Annotated in this window: 15 protein-coding genes; 2 read left to right on the forward strand and 13 right to left on the reverse strand. The window is 46.4% G+C overall.

The window, feature by feature from the left end:
• Nucleotide 1: 1 nt before the first annotated feature.
• The 3 genes from CH376_RS07645 to CH376_RS07655 form a co-directional block, all read right to left on the reverse strand.
• Nucleotides 2-604: an NADPH-dependent FMN reductase gene (locus CH376_RS07645; RefSeq protein ID WP_100786079.1), complete on the reverse strand. Its 603-nt coding sequence runs from the start codon at nt 602-604 to the stop codon at nt 2-4.
• 221 nt (nt 605-825) lie between these two features.
• Complete coding sequence (locus tag CH376_RS07650) at nt 826-1,533, reverse strand: ParB/RepB/Spo0J family partition protein (RefSeq protein ID WP_100786080.1); 708 nt, start codon at nt 1,531-1,533, stop codon at nt 826-828.
• The gene (locus CH376_RS07655) at nt 1,526-2,443 is read right to left on the reverse strand and encodes a ParA family protein (RefSeq protein ID WP_100786186.1); all 918 of its coding nucleotides are present in this window, start codon (nt 2,441-2,443) and stop codon (nt 1,526-1,528) included. The genes CH376_RS07650 and CH376_RS07655 overlap by 8 nt, the downstream gene beginning before the upstream one ends.
• Nucleotides 2,444-2,644: 201 nt before the next feature.
• On the opposite strand from CH376_RS07655, the gene CH376_RS07660 reads away from it, so the two are divergent.
• On the forward strand, nt 2,645-3,754 hold the full coding sequence (locus tag CH376_RS07660) for a putative porin (protein ID WP_100786081.1): 1,110 nt from the start codon (nt 2,645-2,647) through the stop codon (nt 3,752-3,754).
• Between the two features lie 18 nt (nt 3,755-3,772).
• Nucleotides 3,773-4,885: a ferrochelatase gene (gene hemH, locus CH376_RS07665; protein WP_100786082.1), complete on the forward strand. Its 1,113-nt coding sequence runs from the start codon at nt 3,773-3,775 to the stop codon at nt 4,883-4,885.
• 780 nt (nt 4,886-5,665) lie between these two features.
• Here the strand turns inward: hemH and hemG are convergent.
• The 10 genes from hemG to CH376_RS07720 form a co-directional block, all read right to left on the reverse strand.
• Nucleotides 5,666-6,943, reverse strand: a complete 1,278-nt coding sequence (gene hemG / locus CH376_RS07675; RefSeq protein ID WP_100786187.1) for a protoporphyrinogen oxidase — start codon at nt 6,941-6,943, stop codon at nt 5,666-5,668.
• Between the two features lie 101 nt (nt 6,944-7,044).
• Entirely contained in the window at nt 7,045-8,004 is a 960-nt protein-coding gene (locus tag CH376_RS07680) for an LA_0442/LA_0875 N-terminal domain-containing protein (protein ID WP_100786084.1), read from the reverse strand.
• Between the two features lie 109 nt (nt 8,005-8,113).
• Entirely contained in the window at nt 8,114-9,463 is a 1,350-nt protein-coding gene (gene hemN / locus CH376_RS07685; protein ID WP_100786085.1) for an oxygen-independent coproporphyrinogen III oxidase, read from the reverse strand.
• Entirely contained in the window at nt 9,460-10,482 is a 1,023-nt protein-coding gene (locus CH376_RS07690) for a uroporphyrinogen decarboxylase family protein (RefSeq protein WP_100786086.1), read from the reverse strand. Before CH376_RS07690 ends, hemN begins: the two co-directional genes overlap by 4 nt.
• Complete coding sequence (locus tag CH376_RS07695; RefSeq protein ID WP_100786087.1) at nt 10,472-11,164, reverse strand: response regulator transcription factor; 693 nt, start codon at nt 11,162-11,164, stop codon at nt 10,472-10,474. The genes CH376_RS07690 and CH376_RS07695 overlap by 11 nt, the downstream gene beginning before the upstream one ends.
• On the reverse strand, nt 11,161-12,075 hold the full coding sequence (locus CH376_RS07700) for a sensor histidine kinase (RefSeq protein WP_100786088.1): 915 nt from the start codon (nt 12,073-12,075) through the stop codon (nt 11,161-11,163). Before CH376_RS07700 ends, CH376_RS07695 begins: the two co-directional genes overlap by 4 nt.
• Nucleotides 12,075-13,400, reverse strand: a complete 1,326-nt coding sequence (gene hemL, locus CH376_RS07705) for a glutamate-1-semialdehyde 2,1-aminomutase (protein ID WP_100786089.1) — start codon at nt 13,398-13,400, stop codon at nt 12,075-12,077. The genes CH376_RS07700 and hemL overlap by 1 nt, the downstream gene beginning before the upstream one ends.
• Nucleotides 13,397-14,350 carry a porphobilinogen synthase gene (gene hemB, locus CH376_RS07710; protein WP_100786090.1) on the reverse strand — a complete coding sequence of 318 codons (954 nt, stop codon included), beginning with the start codon at nt 14,348-14,350 and terminating at the stop codon, nt 13,397-13,399. The genes hemL and hemB overlap by 4 nt, the downstream gene beginning before the upstream one ends.
• Nucleotides 14,319-15,947, reverse strand: a complete 1,629-nt coding sequence (locus CH376_RS07715; RefSeq protein WP_100786091.1) for a type 2 periplasmic-binding domain-containing protein — start codon at nt 15,945-15,947, stop codon at nt 14,319-14,321. Before CH376_RS07715 ends, hemB begins: the two co-directional genes overlap by 32 nt.
• Nucleotides 15,932-16,807 (reverse strand): hypothetical protein, encoded by an 876-nt coding sequence (locus CH376_RS07720; protein ID WP_100786092.1) that lies wholly within the window; start codon nt 16,805-16,807, stop codon nt 15,932-15,934. The genes CH376_RS07715 and CH376_RS07720 overlap by 16 nt, the downstream gene beginning before the upstream one ends.
• Between the last annotated feature and the right edge of the window lie 75 nt (nt 16,808-16,882).

Consider the following 16,882-nt stretch of genomic DNA (forward strand, 5'->3'; position numbering starts at 1 on the left):
GTCACATTCCGTTGGAGAATTCTTTTTTTACTGTGACCCCGGAAGCTCGAACCGTTTTTAAGGCTTCTCCGTAGCTTACTAGAATTTTCAGCGCAAAGTCGATCCGATCACGGATATAAGAATCTTCTTGGCTCGTGGAATCGGATCCGTTTAAAACCTTTTCTGCGTCTCTCACGATGATGTGTTCGGGTATATAACAGACCTTCGTGTTCTTGTAACTGCTCATCCTAAGTTCGGCGACTGGATAACTTCCGCCTCGGCCCGACGAGACCGCCGAGATCAACACAGGCTTGTGGCCGATGATTTTGTTACTGCAATAGAGAAGAAAATTTTTGAGTCCGGGGGAAGCCATTCCTGAGTATTCCGGAGTTACAAACACGAGAGCGTCCGCTTGTTCCAATTCGGATTCGATCGGCTTCCAGATCCGATCCCATTCTTCGCCGCCGTCCCAAAATGAATCGTCCCAAACCGGAAGTTTATGATTTCCAAGGTCCAACGTCCAAACCAGATGGCCGAAAGTCAGGAGGCGCGCCTTCATCCACTCGGCTACTTTTGCGGATTGTGAGATTTTTCTATGCGACGCCGATATGATGGCAATTTTCATGTTTTCTCCGGTATAAAAACGTTTCGATAAGAATTTTCCCGGGACAATTCCGTAGATCGCGGCCCTGTCCCAAAAATTTTAAAACCGAAAAATTACTTAATTATAACCTTAGAACGATTTTAGAGCGCGGCTTCAAGACATTTTTCTAAAACGCGGCGAGGAACAAAACACGCCGGGAAGGAACTCCCGAAAAAGACGCAAAAGAAAGCCGGGAAAAACGATTAGTCCTTGAGTCCGTATTTCTTTTTCAGGGATGAAAGTTCTTTTAAAAATTTTTCTCTCTGTTGAGAAGTCAATTTTCCGAGCTGCAAAATCACCTTTGTCTGCGCGGTTTTCCGGGGTGAAATCATTTCACCCCCTCGTCCTTCTTTTTGTTTCAGAAGGTCTTCCAGATTTTTTACGGAGGCGTCCTTCCCGGATTTAATAAGGTCCGCAACCGACTTCTGATCCAAACGCGCTATCGAACTGAGTTGTTTTACGTATCTTTCCGTAAAACCTAGAACCTTGGAAACTTCCTCCGCGGTTTTACGTTTTTCCTTCCGCAGATATTGGATCGCGCGGCCGACTTCCCAAGGATTTAGACTTTTCCGTTTTTCGTTTTCGGCGAGAGCCATTTCAAAACACTTATCTTCCGAGGCGGCGGTTTCGACGGCGGGGATCGAATTCCATTTTAAAATTTTGGCCGCCTGAAATCTTCTTTCCCCGGCTACGATCTGATATTTTTTGCCCGCTTTCCTTACAACGATCGGCTCGATCAATCCGAGACGTTTCATGGATTCGACCAAATCCGAAACTTCTTCTTTTCCAAAAACCCTCGGCTGGACCGGATTTGGAACTATATCTGAAAGTTGGATTTCGGTCTTCGAAGTCTCTTTTTCACCGAACGCGGTGAGCAGATCCATCCCCGCGAAGTCAGAACGTTTAGCCATTTGAAATCCTCTTTATCAATTCGTCTGCAAGGAAGGAAAACATCTGCATCGCCTTGCCGTCATATTCTCCCAAAAGCTTTTTTTTAGCCTGTGCCTGCGGAATCGATTCTCTTCTGTAGATCACCGTATCAAATACTCCGAAATATTTTCGTATCGCATCCGCGAGTCCAGCAAGGGCTCTCGCGTCCTCGTATTGATTGAGAACCGCACCCAAAAGATTGAGGGAAGGATTTGCCTTCTTTTTTATTTTCAAAATCGTAGAATGAAGATCTTTCAATCCTTGGACGCTGAACGCCCTCGTCTGAATCGGAATTAAAACGTGATCCGCCGCGATCAGCGCGTTTTCAAGAATCAAGCCGAGGGACGGAGGGCAATCTATGATGATATACTTATAAGCGGAACGTACCGGTTTGAGAGCGTCTTTTAAAAGTTCGAAATCGTCCCTTTCGTAAGGGGTCGTAAAGTTGGCGAGATGAATCGAGGAAGGAAGCAAGTGCAAACCGTCGGCGAGCTTTACGATTAAATCTCGAACCGCAACGGGTTCTTCTCCCCGATAACCGAGCGCGTGAAAAACGGATTTTTCCACGGACCCGAAAAATAACTGCGTTATATTTGCCTGGGCGTCCCAGTCGACGAGCAGAACGGGAGCGTTTTTAGAAAGAGCTTCCGCGAGACAAACCGAAACCGTCGTTTTCCCTTCTCCGCCTTTTTGATTGGAAACGGCGATGATTACGGATTCGTAAACCGATTGATCCGACTTCTGAAAGTATTTTTCGATCACTCCCCGATCATACTTCCCTTTTCCGGAGGAAGGAATCTTCCATTCCTTGGCCTTGGACAAAAACTCTTCCTCGGAAGAGATTTCATACTCGTCTAGAATCTGGCGTAGTGTAAGATTTTTGGAACTCATACTTGGAAGCTTGATATCAGAATCGCCCGAACAGTCGCCCTTTGTCAAATCAATACTATGTCTCATAGATTCACAACGGTTAAAAAACTGAATTGCGTGAGCAGGGTAGGGCGGTTATTCTGCCTTGATTCCCGGATCGAAAGCAATCGGGGGTGAAATGGTTTCACCCCCGAGCCTCGCCGGCCTCGATAAAACAGAATTATGAATATAAAAAAACGATCATTTAGAACATTCTTCTTTCTTGCTCTTATCCTTTATCCTTCCATTACTTTTATTTCCGCTCAGAACGAAACGATAGCAGACGTCCAACCCCCGAGGTCCATCCAAGAAAGAGAAAAACCGATCCCGGCAGAAGAATCTTTTTTGAAAAAGCTGATCAAACAATCTTCATTTACATTGATCGCCGGAAGAAACGGCGGAGACAATATATTTGAAACGGGAACGAAATACGCGAACCTTTCCGGATTAAAGGGAGGCTCAAGAATCACATATCAAAGAGATTTTAACTACGGCGGACTGGGATTTACTCTGCGCTGGAAAAAATGGGAAGCGGATTACGTCGGAAAGACGACCGGCAGATACGTAAACGCGGGGGAGGGGAGAGACGAAGACTTTTTCTTAGGCGACCCCACGATAGAACGAGGGACTAAAATTTCAACGAGGGAATTCTCATTCTACGACACACCTTACACCTTTATAGGATCGAAAAATTTTGCGGACGGGAAGGGAAGACTTTCCATGAAACAGGATCGCCATTCGTTGATTTTCAGAAGATACTTCGGAGATTCGGACCCGGACGCAAGAAAAGAAGGGAGAGGATTGTTTCTCACCGGCGGGTTTCAATATACTTTTATGAAATACGTTCTCTACGACGTATTTCAGTTTTTTGATTCCAGCCCGATCTTTTTAAATCGAATCGGACTCGGACTGAGCCTCTCTTATTCCACATACGAATTTCCGCTGGGACTTGGATATCGCTACTCGAACGCTGGCTGGTTTTTCGAAACTTCCTTTTCCGGGATTTTTTGGAGCGGGCATTTCAGGGATTTTCACTATCAACGGGCGCTCAACTTTATCGGGGACGTTTCGGGTTTTGGAATCGATTTCAATCTCAGCGCAGGACGGCTTTTCGGAAATTATCTGATTTTTTTAAAACTCAACGAACACAGACTTTTCGGAGACGGTCATTTTGTGACCAAGGGAGGTCTAAGCTATAACGACATTCTTTCCCAAAACCTAGGTCAATATAAGAATTATATGAACCTAAAGGAATGGAACATAGAACTCGCCATCACCGGATATTTATATTAATAAGAATTGGAAACTGGATTGAAAAATAAAATTCTCCTAATCAACTTGGGTGGTCCCCGCGACACATCGGAAATCGAAAAATTCTTAATAGACCTCTTTGAAGATCCTCTCGTATTCGATCTGCCGATACCTGAGTTCCTCCGAATCCGACTCGCGAGATACATCGCGGTCAAAAGGGCGCCTAAGGTCGCGGTCACCTACAGATCCATGGGTTTTGGAGGGGGATCTCCTCTCGTATCCGAAACCGAAAAACAGGCAAAAGAAATCGCAAAAGTCCTTACAAAACTAACGGGAGAAGAATGGGACGGAGAGATCACCATGGCCTGCGGTTATCCCGATATACGCGAACTCGACAAACAAACTCTTACCCCGTCGAAAAATAATATTCTACTTCCACTGTTTCCCCATTTTTCAAGATCCACCGTCCTAAGCACCGCGAAGCTGATAGAAAAAACCACTCATACCTGCCCGGTAGGTTACGAAGGCTGGGTTCCTCCGTTTCATTCTTCGCAACTCTATCTCGAATCGATTCGCGATCTGATTTTGGAATTCTTTCAAGGAAGCCTCGATAAAAGTATTTTTTTACATTCGGATTCTTTTCAAAAAATTTCGGACTGGCAGAACATTGACCTCGTTTTCAGCGCTCACGGAATTCCTCTGCGGCTGATCCAAAAGGGAGACAAATACAAAGAGGAAATCGAAACCAACGTAAAAAATTTAACTTCGCTCCTCAGAGAAAAAGGATTTCAAGGCGAATGTCATATTTCTTTTCAGAGTAGAGTAGGGCCTTCCAAGTGGACGGAACCGAATACGATCACGAAACTCGAAGAGCTCGGCAGAAAGGGAATCAAAAGAATCGCGGTTTATCCGATCAGCTTTGTGAGCGACCACCTCGAAACCCTCGAAGAAATCGGAGAACAACTCAAAGAGATCGCGCACAAGAATGGAATTTCGGATTACTACCGGATTCCGGCGCCGGGCATTTATCCAAAGTTTATAGAAGCGATGGCGAAGATCAGTTTAGAATCGACCCGCGCAGCCAAAAAAGAATGTCTCTGTAAAACCCTCGGCGGTCACAAGCCTAACATCAAAACAAAGGAATGCATTCTTTCAAACGCGCAAGATCGCTGAACCGATAGGGACTTTTTGAAACTCTGGAGAATTTTGAACGGATCCCCCGCGAGCGGACTTAGAAACCGTTCTCAGGCTCTTTCGTAAATTGACATATAACTTCAAACACCGAAAAACCTGTGTTCTTTTCGAATTAGACCAAATTACAAATTCGAAATCGCTTTTAAATTTGATTGAGAATGGGCTTTCGCTTACACCGCCGGGTTGAAAATCGACGGAAATCTTTTTTTTGAATCCAACAGATCCGACTTAGAATCAATTCTATCCGCAACTCCAAACCGGCTTTAGCTAATTCACTTTTTAATTTCATATTTAGAGTTTGCCGTGAAACCTAAAAAGTAGGAACTCACACTTTTTTGGAAATAAGGAAGGATTCAAAATCTTCTTCGGATCCGGACAAACTGTAAATTGTAGGAGCTCACACAAAAGAGGTTCGAATTTTACAAAAACGGTTTTTTCGATCTTCCGTATTTTGTCTCGCCTCGCCAGCAAATTGGAAAGTTATTTGTACCAAGGATCCCGAGAAAAATTTTTGTAGGAGTTCCTATGGAACGCTTTTTGCTTGCGTAAAGTATGATTTTCTGATAGAGAAAAGTCTCCCGGAGTTTTCCGCCTCCCACCCCACCACCCAAAATCAGGGTGGGGCCCGCGACTTTTACGGCGAGATGCCGGAGTTACGACAGATTTTTGAAGATCCAGACAAGTTTTAGAACAAACTCTTAAGTTTTTGGCGACAAATTTTTTCATTACAAATCGAACGCCAGTTCTTCGGCAGTAGCATCAAGGTCGCATAATATTCCACGCGCGTTCCAAAATAGAACTGAGCCCGATCCCGTATCTAAAGTTTCCTTCGGCATAAACTCCATGCGGCAGACTACGATCCAATTCTCTATTGAATTCAAGAAGAGCGGAATCGTAAACGGGAAGAGCCGATTTCCAAATCGTAACGTAGTGATTGATCGGTTCGTCCTTTTGATCGGTGATCTTTTTTCTATCTTCTTCCAAAATAGAAACGATTTCGTTCTCTTTTAGTTTGGAAATTTCGGCGTCCAATGCGCCTCCGAAGATATAGGTCTCTGAATAAATTCCCTTCGAAACCCTTCCCGGAAAAATCGAAGAATTTAAAAGTACACCTCTGGCTCGAAACCCGGAACCGGGAGGAAAAAGAATTCCGAAGCCCGTTTTTTGACCGAGAAGCGGCTCTTTTCCGAATCGAGTCGCGGTCACAACACCCAAGGTTCTGCAGACTTTTTCATATCTTTTAAAAATCGGATCGCTCGCGGAAAGAATTTTCAGAGCGGATTCCAAACCGCAGGCGAGGGTAATCCTTGTCCTCGGATATTTTTTTTTCAGAGCGGCAAGAGAAGGCGCTTCTTCGGAATAGATAAACTTGGAATCCGAAGAAGATTTTACTTTTGCCTCCATTGCGCTTAACAATTCCCCGAGACCGCCGCGAAAACTTACGGTTCCCTTGCGTGGTTTCGGAACCTTAGGCTCCGATTTCTTTTTCTCCATTATCTTTTTAAGATTCTTCCAAAGAGACTCGTCTGAATGAACAAATCTTCCTAAAACGAGTTCGGCGGACATCGCCTTTAGATCCCCCGCGTAAACTCCGGAAAGACCGGGCTCAATCACGCTCTTAAGCGCGTCCTCGCCTAAGACTCGCATCCCCCAGTGGTGGACGGATTCGTCCCTTTGAAATCCGGAGGGAATTCTAAACATTCCGTATAACGCGCGCAAGGCGCCGAAGAAAGAAAGCGGAACTCTTTTGGGAGCCCCGTCCTTCCAGATATACCTTTTTTTGGAGATTTTTTGCGTGGGCAAGATCTCTAAACCGAGGATTGAAGCCAATTCTTCCAAACGATAAGAGTTTAGAATCCCGTTTGCCGCGGTCTCAACGAGTCCAAACGGAGTCTGGACGGATTGAATCAAGCCGCCGGAACGGTTTCTTTTTTCATAGATAAGAACAGATTCTCCTTTCTGAACAGAAAGGGTCGCATGAAGAAGTCCGGTAAACCCGGCTCCAATGATGATATGATCCGGTTGTTGCGATGCCACGGATCTATTTTTATAAGAATCCAAAGATTGTAAATCAGCAATCTTCGGATTTAAGGAAACTTTGCCGTATAGCCGGCTTCAACTCTTAAGGAAGAATGGAACTAAAAGTTATATCTATAACCGAAAGTGTATTTAGATTCCCAGGAAGCGGACGAAGTCCCTCCGACCGTAGTACCGGAGTTAGCCATCGGATTAAAATCGAACATCAAACCCTTACTGGAACCGTCCGAAATCCCGACCGAGGACGAAACGGCGCCACCGAAGATAAACGCGTCCGCCAAGTTGATAAGATAAATTCCGGCTAACACGCCTATGCTGGCTTGGAGATTCCTGTAGGCTTTGTCGACTGCTTCTCTTCTGTTTTGATACTGATTGCTTGAAGATTCGTTATAAACGTAAAGAGTCAAAGGGTCCGTTATCACCGGAGGCAAAGTCGGATTCGCGACGCCTAACATCGACAAAGCGATCGCATCTTTCGAATACGGATTCCCGTAACTTTCGTAATCTTTTCTTGCCACGTGGTATTTTCGATTATTCTCATATACCGCGTAACCGGCGGCCAAAAAGAGGGTAGGGTAGATAATCGCGGCAAATTTTCTTCCGCTTGCCCATTGCCCCCAACCTGGAAGCACGGCGGATCTTCCGAGCGATCCCGCTCTCGAGACGGAAGGTTTCGGAGGAGGCGTCGGAGCTACGGGCTGCTGATTCTTCTCGACGGCCTCCCTTTCCTTGCGGAGACGTTCTTCCTCTTCCTGCTGTTTTTTGAGATCTAAGTTTCTTTGTTTGGTAAGTTTCTCTTCTTCTAATCTTTTGATCTCGGCGTCTCGGATTCGTTCTTCCTCTTCTTCGTCGATATCCTTATAGAGCACTTTCAGAATTTCTTTTTTAGCGACGACTCGTTTCCCTTCCTTCGTTTGAAGAGTGATCGACTTCTGATTTTGTGTGATTACCTTTCCTCGAAAAGATCCGCCTTCGTGCAAAAGCACCGTCTCCGCTAAAAGAGATAAGGGAAGCAGGAACAATGGACTGAGGAACAAAAATGTTTTTTTCAATAATTGCATCAAAACGGGCCTTCCCCGATAAAACCGACTCGAACTTCTAGTAAGAACGAATCGTCCTTCCTTATCAATAATTTATTGGACGACTTTTTGACCGAAATTCGAGCGATTCTTAGATGGCTCTTGAAAAAACCCTGGATTCCGGGCTTTTTCTTCGAAGCCTCAGATCCAACCCCGTGCAAGCGTTTCTAAGAAAAGGCCAGCCCTTTTCGGTCAAAGACAGGAGATTTTCCTCCCATCTAATAAGATTATCGTCTTCCATCGAAGCCAAATACAGTCGCACATCCTGCAAAATTTGATCCGGCACCCGAACCTTACCCGTGGTCGAAAGCTGTAAGATCAGCGCTCTTTGAACAAGATCTTCCTCATCGAGCTTATGTCCCCTGAGTGTGGCGAACTTACTTTCTTGAATGTGCTTCTGATATTTTTTTACGATCTTCTCATTCTGATGAAAACAATCCCAACTGTCGGAAATTGCAGAAACTCCGAGTCCCAAAAGCATTTCCGTCGTTTTTGTGGTGTATCCCATAAAATTTCGGTGCAAAGTCCCGTTTTTCGCCGCCGTCGAGAGTGAATCCGTTTCCAAAGCGAAATGATCCATCCCGATTTCAAGATAACCGGATTGCAGAAACATCTCTCTTGAGACCTCGTAGAGTTCCCTTTTTTCCGGTCCGGAAGGAAGATCGGCTTCGGTAAAAAGTCTTTGTGCGGCTTTGATCCAGGGAACGTGAGCATAACTATAGAATGCGATTCGATCGGGACGAAGCTCGAGCGTTTTTTCAACGGTTCGTTTCATGCTGTCCAGAGTTTGTTTCGGCAATCCGTAGATCAGATCGAAGTTCACGGAATTGTATCCAAGAGCTCGGGAAACGTCGGTGATCCTCTCGGTCATCTCGAAAGGCTGAGTCCGATTGATGAGTCTTTGTACTTCAGGATCAAAATCCTGAACGCCGAGACTGATTCTTCTAAAACCGAAATTGTGAAGAACTTTGAGCTGCGTCTCCCTCGTCCTTCTCGGATCCACTTCGAGCGAAAAATCCGGCCTGGAAGAAACATTCATTTTTTTTAATATAGAATCCAGCAAAAATTCGATGTTCTTCTCGGACAAATACGTGGGACTTCCTCCCCCGAGATGGAGTTCTTTCAACTCCCTTTGTCCTATTTCAGGAACCGCGGCGAGATAGTTTTCAAACTCAGAAAGCAGAGAATGGATATACGGATCTTCCACCGCGTGATTTTTAGTGATCGAAGTGTTGCAGCCGCAAAAGGAGCATAACGTTTCACAAAAGGGGATATGAAGATACAAGGATAGCGAAGAATCCTCCGGACTCAGCCGATTCCTCACCTTGTCGAGCCATTCTTCCGTGGTCGGATTTTCGGACCAATACGGCACCGTTGGATAACTCGTATATCTCGGAGCGGGTATGTCGTATTTTGCGATCAAATCTTTTGCTGCTGTCATCGGAATGTTTCTCTCACTGTTTCTACGAATGTTTTTACGTTGTCTTCGGGCGTTTTCGGCATCACTCCGTGTCCGAGTCCGCAGACCCAACCGATCCTTTCCTGCGGAGACAACTTTTGGAACGGCTTCAAATACTGCATTAGAGTTTTCTTAAATTCTTCCCTTTCCATAAACAACAAAGCCTGATCGAAGTTCCCTTGGATCATCCTTTTTTCGGTTTTAAAAACGTCTCCGAGATCCCACCGATGATCGAACCCGTAACCGACGAGCGATGAAATTTTCTGAACGCTCCTGAAATGCGGAAAAGCGGTTCCCCTGCTGTAATATCCGACCTTTCCAGGAAACGCGTCGGCGATACTTTTTACGCCGGGAACGACGATCTCCTCGAAAAGCGCCGGTGAAAGATCCCCGCCCGCGGTATCGAAGATCATAATCGCGTCCGCTCCGCCTTCCAACTGCAAGGCGATATTCTCCTTTAAGAATTGGACGATCCGTTCCATAAATTCTTTCCTGACATTCGTCAATGTCTTCGGAAGCGAAAGGTTGCCTTCGTGTTTGCCCGCGACCGCGTAAGTGAACAAGGTCCAAGGGCCGCCCACAAAACCGATGAGAGACTTTTCTTTCGGAATTCTTTCTCGAGTAAATTTCATCGCGTCCCTTTGAAAGTGCATAAAAGAAATCGAATCTTCCACCGTCTTCAGCTTCGCAAAATCCTCGATTGATCGAACTGCAAATCCAAGCTCCGGCCCCGAGTCCGTATATTTCAAACCCATTCCCATCGCTTCCAACGGGAAAAGAATATCGGAAAAAAGAATCGCGACGTCGAAATCGAATTCGCTCACCGGCCCGAAGGCGACTTCGGCTGCGAGCTCCGGAATTTTACAGAGTTCTTCGAAAGAATGTTTTTGCCGTAAAGCCTGATAGTGTTTGTGATAACGTCCCGCCTGTCTCATCATCCATACGGGGGGAATTTTTTGTGCGATCCCTTGCAACGCGTTCGAGTAGCGTTCATTCGACATTCTTAATATCTCCAGTCCATTGATAACCGACTCCTCTCACCGAACGAATCACACTTTCTCCGTCTTCTCCGAAGGCTTGCCTGAGTCGTACGATCGAGTTGTCTATCGTTCTATTTGTAGGGAAACTTTCCTCTCCCCAGAGTTTGTCCAAAATTTCGGCGCGGCTTACGGTGCGATCCCGTTCGCTTACTAAAAAGTGGAGCAGGGCGCAGTCCCTTTTTGAAAGCGGAAATTCTTCCGTTCCTTTTTTGACCTGAAACCCTTGAAAATCCAAAACATAATCCTTATATAGAAATTTGGATTCTTCTATGGAATGTTTATGAGATTCTAATACGTGTTTAACGCGGATCAGAAGCTCCTTGAGATGAAACGGCTTCGGTATAAATTCTTCCGCGCCCAGCTCGAAACCCCGCAGCCTTTCGGGAGCGCCGGCTTGCGCGGTTAAAAATAAAAACGGAGGACAATCCTTTGTTTCCTTCAACTCCTCCGCGAGCGTAAAGCCGTCTCCGTCCGGAAGCCTTACGTCCAGAAGAATCAAATGCGGCTTCTCTTCCTTCGCGAGTTTTTTCGCGGAAACGGCTGAGACCGTCCAGAGAACCTCGTAACCTTCCTTCTGAAGTCTTTCTTGCAGGGTTTCTCCGAGAGAACGGTCGTCCTCGACTAACAAGAGTTTGGCTTTCATGAGATCGCCTCGGGAAGAATCAGGTCCACTCTAAACCCGGAAGGCGCCGGAACGATCTCCATTCTTCCTTTCATCTTCCTCATCAATTTTTTTATGATGTAAAGACCGATTCCGGTCCCGCTCGTGCTCGTATGCCGGTTGAAAGGGATTCCGAGCGTTTTATATTTTCCGTCGAAGCCGAGGCCGTTGTCGATCACGGTGATCCAGATTTCTCCGGGCTTTCTTTTTTTGGAGACGATTTCAAGAACGGTCGCCTTTCCGTGTTTGATCGCGTTCTCCGCGAGATTTTTAAAAATACTTTCGAGAGCCTTCCGATCCGCGGCGACGTCGAAGTTTTCCATTCTACTCACGTCGATCTTTAAGTTCGGAAAATCTTCGCGCATGGAATCGAGCACTTCCTTTAGATTCGTTTTTTCTATATATAGAATTTCCGATCTAGTCAGACTCGCGAGATACATCGCGCGGTTCATCTGAGATTCGATACGAACCGAATCCATAAGTAATCGGGAGATGAGTTTGTTTTCGTTCGGATTTGGCAATTCTTCCTGAAGACTTTCCGCCTGAAGACGCAAACTCGCGAGAGGAGTTTTCATCTCGTGAGTCACCGTGGAAAAAAAATCGTGGATCAGCTTATTTCGCAAGGCGTCCTTATAAGAAAGCCAAATGAGCGTGCTCCCGCCTAACACGAGCATTGCGAGAAAAAAATGACCTTCCATTTTGATCATTCGGCTCTGTCTTTCCAGGATCAGAAGATTCTCCGCGCCCGCGGTTCCGTCCAGTTTCGCGCTGAGTTCGGCGATCATATTCGTAAGCCTTAAACCGAGAAGAAACCACCAAACCCCGAGAGAAAATGTGACAAGAAGCCAAACGACCGCAAAAATAATTCTCGTGTTTTTCCAGACAGAGGACATCAGAGATTTTTCAGAGCTTTTGTGGCCGTTTCCAAAGTTTTTGCAATCACCTCGTCCGTATGTGCGAAGGAAAGAAAGCCGACTTCGTAACCGGAAGGCGCGAGATAAATTCCGTTCTTCAGCAAAGCGTGAAATACTTTCGCAAATCCTTCCTTGTGTCCTTCTGGAATCCGATCGATCGTTCGGATCGGCTCCGCCGTTTTTTTATGAAACCAAAACAAAGAAGAATGGGAAACCGCGTCCCATTCCCCCAGGCCGCTCCGATTGAGAATATTTTTCATCTCCTCTGCAAAGAACTTGGTTCTTGTTTCAAGGATCGAATATACGTTCTCTCTCTGCGCCTTTTGAAGAGTCGCCAATCCGGCTCTCATTCCGAACGGACTCGCGCTCAAGGTTCCAGCCTGATAGACGGGGCCTGCAGGCGCTACGAGATCCATAAGATCCTTGCGTCCCGCGTAACAACCGACCGGAAAACCTCCGCCGATGATCTTTCCGTACGTTACGAGATCGGGATTGATTCCGAGAAGACCCGCCATCCCCTGAAACCCGGTTCTAAAACCCGAGATGACCTCGTCAAAGACGACTAACGTGCCGTGTTTTCTTGCGATCTCCACGATCTTTAGGAGAAATTCTTTTCTTTGAATCAGAAGTCCGTAGTTGGCGGGTAAGGGCTCGATGATCAGAGCCGCGATGTCTTTTCCCTCTTTCGCGAACAAGGCTTCTACGTTTTTTTCGTCGTTAAGAGGAAGAACCAAAGTGTTTGCGATCGCGTAAGCGGAGATTCCGGCGCTGTCCGAAGAGGATTCTCCCGCAAGGCCCGAGCCCGCTTTTACGAGGAGAGCGTCGAGATGACCGTGATAACATCCGTCGAACTTGAGAATTTTTTCTCTTCCGGTCGCGGCGCGAGTGACGCGTAACGCGCTCATGACCGCCTCCGTTCCCGAATTCACAAAACGGACCTTTTCAGCCCAAGGGATTCGGCTCGAGATAAATTCCGCGAGTTCGAGGGAGTAAGGCTCTGCGGCTCCGAAACTCCAGGCGAGGCCCGTCGTTTCACGAACCACTTCCTCCACATCCGGATCCCTGTGCCCGAGAATCAGAGGACCGAAGCTCAGACAATAGTCGATGTATTCCCTTCCTTCGATGTCGGTTAACGTGGCTCCGTTAGCGGATGCAAAGAAGACCGGAGTTCCGCCCACGGACCGAAACGATCTCACCGGAGAATGAACCCCTCCCGGAGAAACCTTCTTCGCTCTTTCAAAAAGTTCTTCCGAGGTTTCCCCTTTCCATGAACTTTCGGACAAAGACGTTTGATGTTGGCTCATTGAAAAATCTCCTTTCCTCTTCTCGCGGCGTAAGTGATCAGATACGAAGAACCGGCCCTCGAAAAAATTTGCCAGGTTTCGCGTAACGCAGAATCGAAATCGCAAAATCCGTTCTGTGCCAAATAGTGAATCGAGGCGTATTCTCCGCTCACTTGATACGCACCGGTGGGAAGTCCCGTTCTCTCCCGGATCGTCCCTATGAGATCGATCGAAGTCATTCCCGGTTTTACCATCAGAAAATCCGCGCCTTCTTCCTTGTCTCGAATCGAAGAAAGAATCGAATCTTCCCGATTTCGAACGTCGATCTGGTAAGAGGAACGATCTCCGTGTCCCGGAGCCGAATCCGCCGCCGCCCGAAACGGCCCGTAAAAATTACTCTTAAACTTCGTGGAATAACTCATCACTGGAACATGGGAGAATCCGTTCTCGTCCAAGATCTTTCGATGACTTCCCACTCTTCCGTCCATCATGTCGCTCGGAGCGATTCCATCGGCGCCTGACAACGCGTAGGCGAGGGCGATATTCGAAAGGTGTTTTACGGAAGAAGGATTGTCGATGTTTCCGTCCTTGTGAAGAAGACCGCAGTGACCGTGAGTCGTGAGCGAACACATACAAGTGTCGATCCAAAGAAAAGATTCCGGAAATTCTTTCTTAAGAGATGAAATAACTCGTTCGTAAAAAGATTTAGGGATTTCAGTGTTCGATTTGAGTTCCGGAACCAAAAAAAGAATAAAGTGCGAGACTCCGGATTTCAGATCGGATTCGACCTGTTTCAAAACGCTCGTCTCCGTATCTCGAAACACGCCCGGAAGAGAATCCATCTTTTCCTTTTCCTTTAGACCTTCGACGATGAAAAGAGGTTGTATTAGTTTTTTGTAATTTAGACTTTCCGAAGAGGCGAGATCTCTGAGGGAAGCGTTAAGCCGAATTCTTCTTTGTTTGGTTTCCAAGTTCCGTTCCTTTGAATTCCTGTAGCCCAAGACTCGCAAGCCAGGACTCGTAGTGTATAAAGATAGAAATGTTTGCGGATTCTCCCAGAACTTTTCGGATATGCGAGAAAGTAATTCCGGGACCACAAGCGTGATAACGGTCTTTTATCTGAGGGAACAAAGAGAGAGCCTTGTCGAATTGAGAGGCGCTCATCCAAAAAAAATGGGTTTTATCGGAAAGATCCGGATGATCTTCGAGAGGAGTCGTTTGATACGTAAGAACTCTTTCCAAACCGGATGAAATTTCGGTGGAACCGATATGAGTACATTTTACAAAATTCAAATTTTTTCCGAAAAGCACACCCTTCGGCAATTCCTCTTCGCCCAGCGCATCCAGAGAACCGTGAACCCAGACGTCCCGCTCCGCGAGTTGATGCCAAGTTTTAAGACCGCTCGTCCAGACAAGACCTTTGTGTTCCAAAGAAGAATCCAAATTCGGATAGGCGTTCCCCCGAGTTACGAGCCAATCCTTCCGGATCAATTCTTCCGGAAGAAGGTGATCTTCCTTTTTTCCGTCCGCGGCAAGCACATAACCTTTGTTAGATGGAAGAGGGGTTCTTTTCTGTTTGATCGCCTCTCCCGGAACCGGGTAGGCTTTCTCCGCGGATTCCGCCGAAGGAGCGGAGAAAGAAAAAAATTGCTCTTCGATCTCGAGGACTTCGCCCGCGTCCGTTAGCCCTCTTTGATACAAGATCTTACCGTAAGGTCGCTTTAAAATCGAAACTCCGATCTTTTGATGACAGCCTCCGCCGAATTTGCGGAGAATATTCCTTTCCTCTTCGACCGCTTCGACCACGTCCGAATTACCAAGGGCTTTTAGAATCTTTAGAGCCCATTCGTCGTCGGCCCGAACTTCCGCGGCGACGGCGCCTTGTGCGGGAGCGGAAGGATTTAGGGAAAGAGGAAAGATCTGAAAGACGGATTCTTCCAGCGCTTCTTTTAAGAACTTTCGTATTTCTTGATATTCTAATTCGTCAGAATTGAGAAAATCCGCGGACAAAAGACGATCAAGCGCGGCCTTTGCGACAACGAGCCCGTCAGCGTCCGATTCTTTCCATTTGCGAACTCTCGTCTGAATGTTTCCGCGCACGGGGATAAAAACAAGATTCGAATTTTTATAACGGGAAGGAAGCGATTTCGGAAGAAATTTTTTGAGATTGTATTCCCTTCTCGGAGAAGAAGTCTGAATCCTCAATTCTTCCGGAGAACGTTTTGCAAGAGAGGATTTTTTCCAAAGAAGAACGTCCCTTTGATCCGCACGATCCAAAACTCCCAAGATCGTCGTCCCCGGATGCCCTTCCAAGTCCAGGTCCTTCCAAGAATGGACGACAAGATCCACCTTTTTGTCGACGAGTTCTTTTGTTAAGTCTTGAGTGAAAACCCCGCGGGTTCCCATCTTCCAGAGAGGGGTTTGCAAATCCTGATCTCCGGAGGCTTCTCTGAAATAGAGTTCCACTTCCAGATCCGGAAATTTTTTCCGGAGGGCGCCGAGTACAAGGTAGGTTTGAAGTCTTGCGAGAGCGCTTTTGCGGGATCCGATCTTCAGAACGCGGGACAAGTAAGATCTTCCCAGCCGAAAATGAATTGTTGCGCTTCCAGCTCCCGCTCTTCCACAATTTCGTCTAACGCGGGTTGAATTCTTTCACGGATCTGAAGGGCTCTTTCCTCGGTTTCACGAAGAGAATCCAACATCGCCGCGAAAGAAACGGATTGAATCGTATCCGGAAGTTTTTTTTCGAGAGGAACTTCTCTGAAATCCACAAGCAAGGTTCCGGGAAGAATCCGATCGAGATAAGGCGTAAGATCCAGAGGAGCGGCGATCACGATCGCGGAAGAATCAGGGTTCCAGTCGCTTAACAATTTCGAGTTCACTTCGAACGTTCCCGAAAGTTCTTCCAAACGAGCTTCGTTTCTTCCCACGAGAGTTACGTTTCGATTCTTCATCCAAGGAAGAATTTTTTCGGAAAGTTGTCCCGTTCCGAGAAGAGTTATTTGAGATGCGTCTTTTAGATACTTATTCGCGAGTCCGCCGTACGATTGTTCGCCGATGTTTTGAAGATAACCGGAACGAATGGTTCTTGAATCTTGAATGAGACTATCGCGAAGCCTCGCTAAATATTCTCCGAATGCGGAAGAGGGGAGAGAAGAATTCTTAAATTTATCCCGGAACTGAGCGAGAACTTCCGTTTCACCCAAGAGCCTGGAATGAAGACCGGAGATGACTTCCAAAAGAAAACGATAACCTTCGTATCCGGAATAAGTTTCCAAAGTGGGAGGAAGAAAAGAAGGTCCGCCGTGAATTCTGCTATCGGTGATCCAGATCGTGCGCATGCAAGTCATCCAGGAAAAAGAATCCGGAATCTCAATCATCTCTCTGTCTTTTTGAGTAGAATGATAAACTCGAAGTGTGGACCACATAGCGTTAAATGAACTATACCAGTTTTCCTTGTTTGATTGTCAAAGAAGTGTCACCGATCGGAAAAACTTTCGTTT

It is taken from the genome of Leptospira adleri, assembly GCF_002811985.1.
Taxonomy (GTDB): Bacteria; Spirochaetota; Leptospiria; order Leptospirales; family Leptospiraceae; genus Leptospira; species Leptospira adleri.

Bases quoted from the DNA above. Each gene is read 5' to 3' on its own strand.
- CH376_RS07645 (WP_100786079.1), bottom strand. From the start codon at position 604: ATGAAAATTGCCATCATATCGGCGTCGCATAGAAAAATCTCACAATCC.
- CH376_RS07650 (WP_100786080.1), bottom strand. From the start codon at position 1,533: ATGGCTAAACGTTCTGACTTCGCGGGGATGGATCTGCTCACCGCGTTC.
- CH376_RS07655 (WP_100786186.1), bottom strand. From the start codon at position 2,443: ATGAGTTCCAAAAATCTTACACTACGCCAGATTCTAGACGAGTATGAA.
- CH376_RS07660 (WP_100786081.1), top strand. From the start codon at position 2,645: ATGAATATAAAAAAACGATCATTTAGAACATTCTTCTTTCTTGCTCTT.
- CH376_RS07680 (WP_100786084.1), bottom strand. From the start codon at position 8,004: ATGCAATTATTGAAAAAAACATTTTTGTTCCTCAGTCCATTGTTCCTG.
- hemN (WP_100786085.1), bottom strand. From the start codon at position 9,463: ATGACAGCAGCAAAAGATTTGATCGCAAAATACGACATACCCGCTCCG.
- CH376_RS07690 (WP_100786086.1), bottom strand. From the start codon at position 10,482: ATGTCGAATGAACGCTACTCGAACGCGTTGCAAGGGATCGCACAAAAA.
- CH376_RS07695 (WP_100786087.1), bottom strand. From the start codon at position 11,164: ATGAAAGCCAAACTCTTGTTAGTCGAGGACGACCGTTCTCTCGGAGAA.
- CH376_RS07700 (WP_100786088.1), bottom strand. From the start codon at position 12,075: ATGTCCTCTGTCTGGAAAAACACGAGAATTATTTTTGCGGTCGTTTGG.
- hemL (WP_100786089.1), bottom strand. From the start codon at position 13,400: ATGAGCCAACATCAAACGTCTTTGTCCGAAAGTTCATGGAAAGGGGAA.
- CH376_RS07720 (WP_100786092.1), bottom strand. From the start codon at position 16,807: ATGTGGTCCACACTTCGAGTTTATCATTCTACTCAAAAAGACAGAGAG.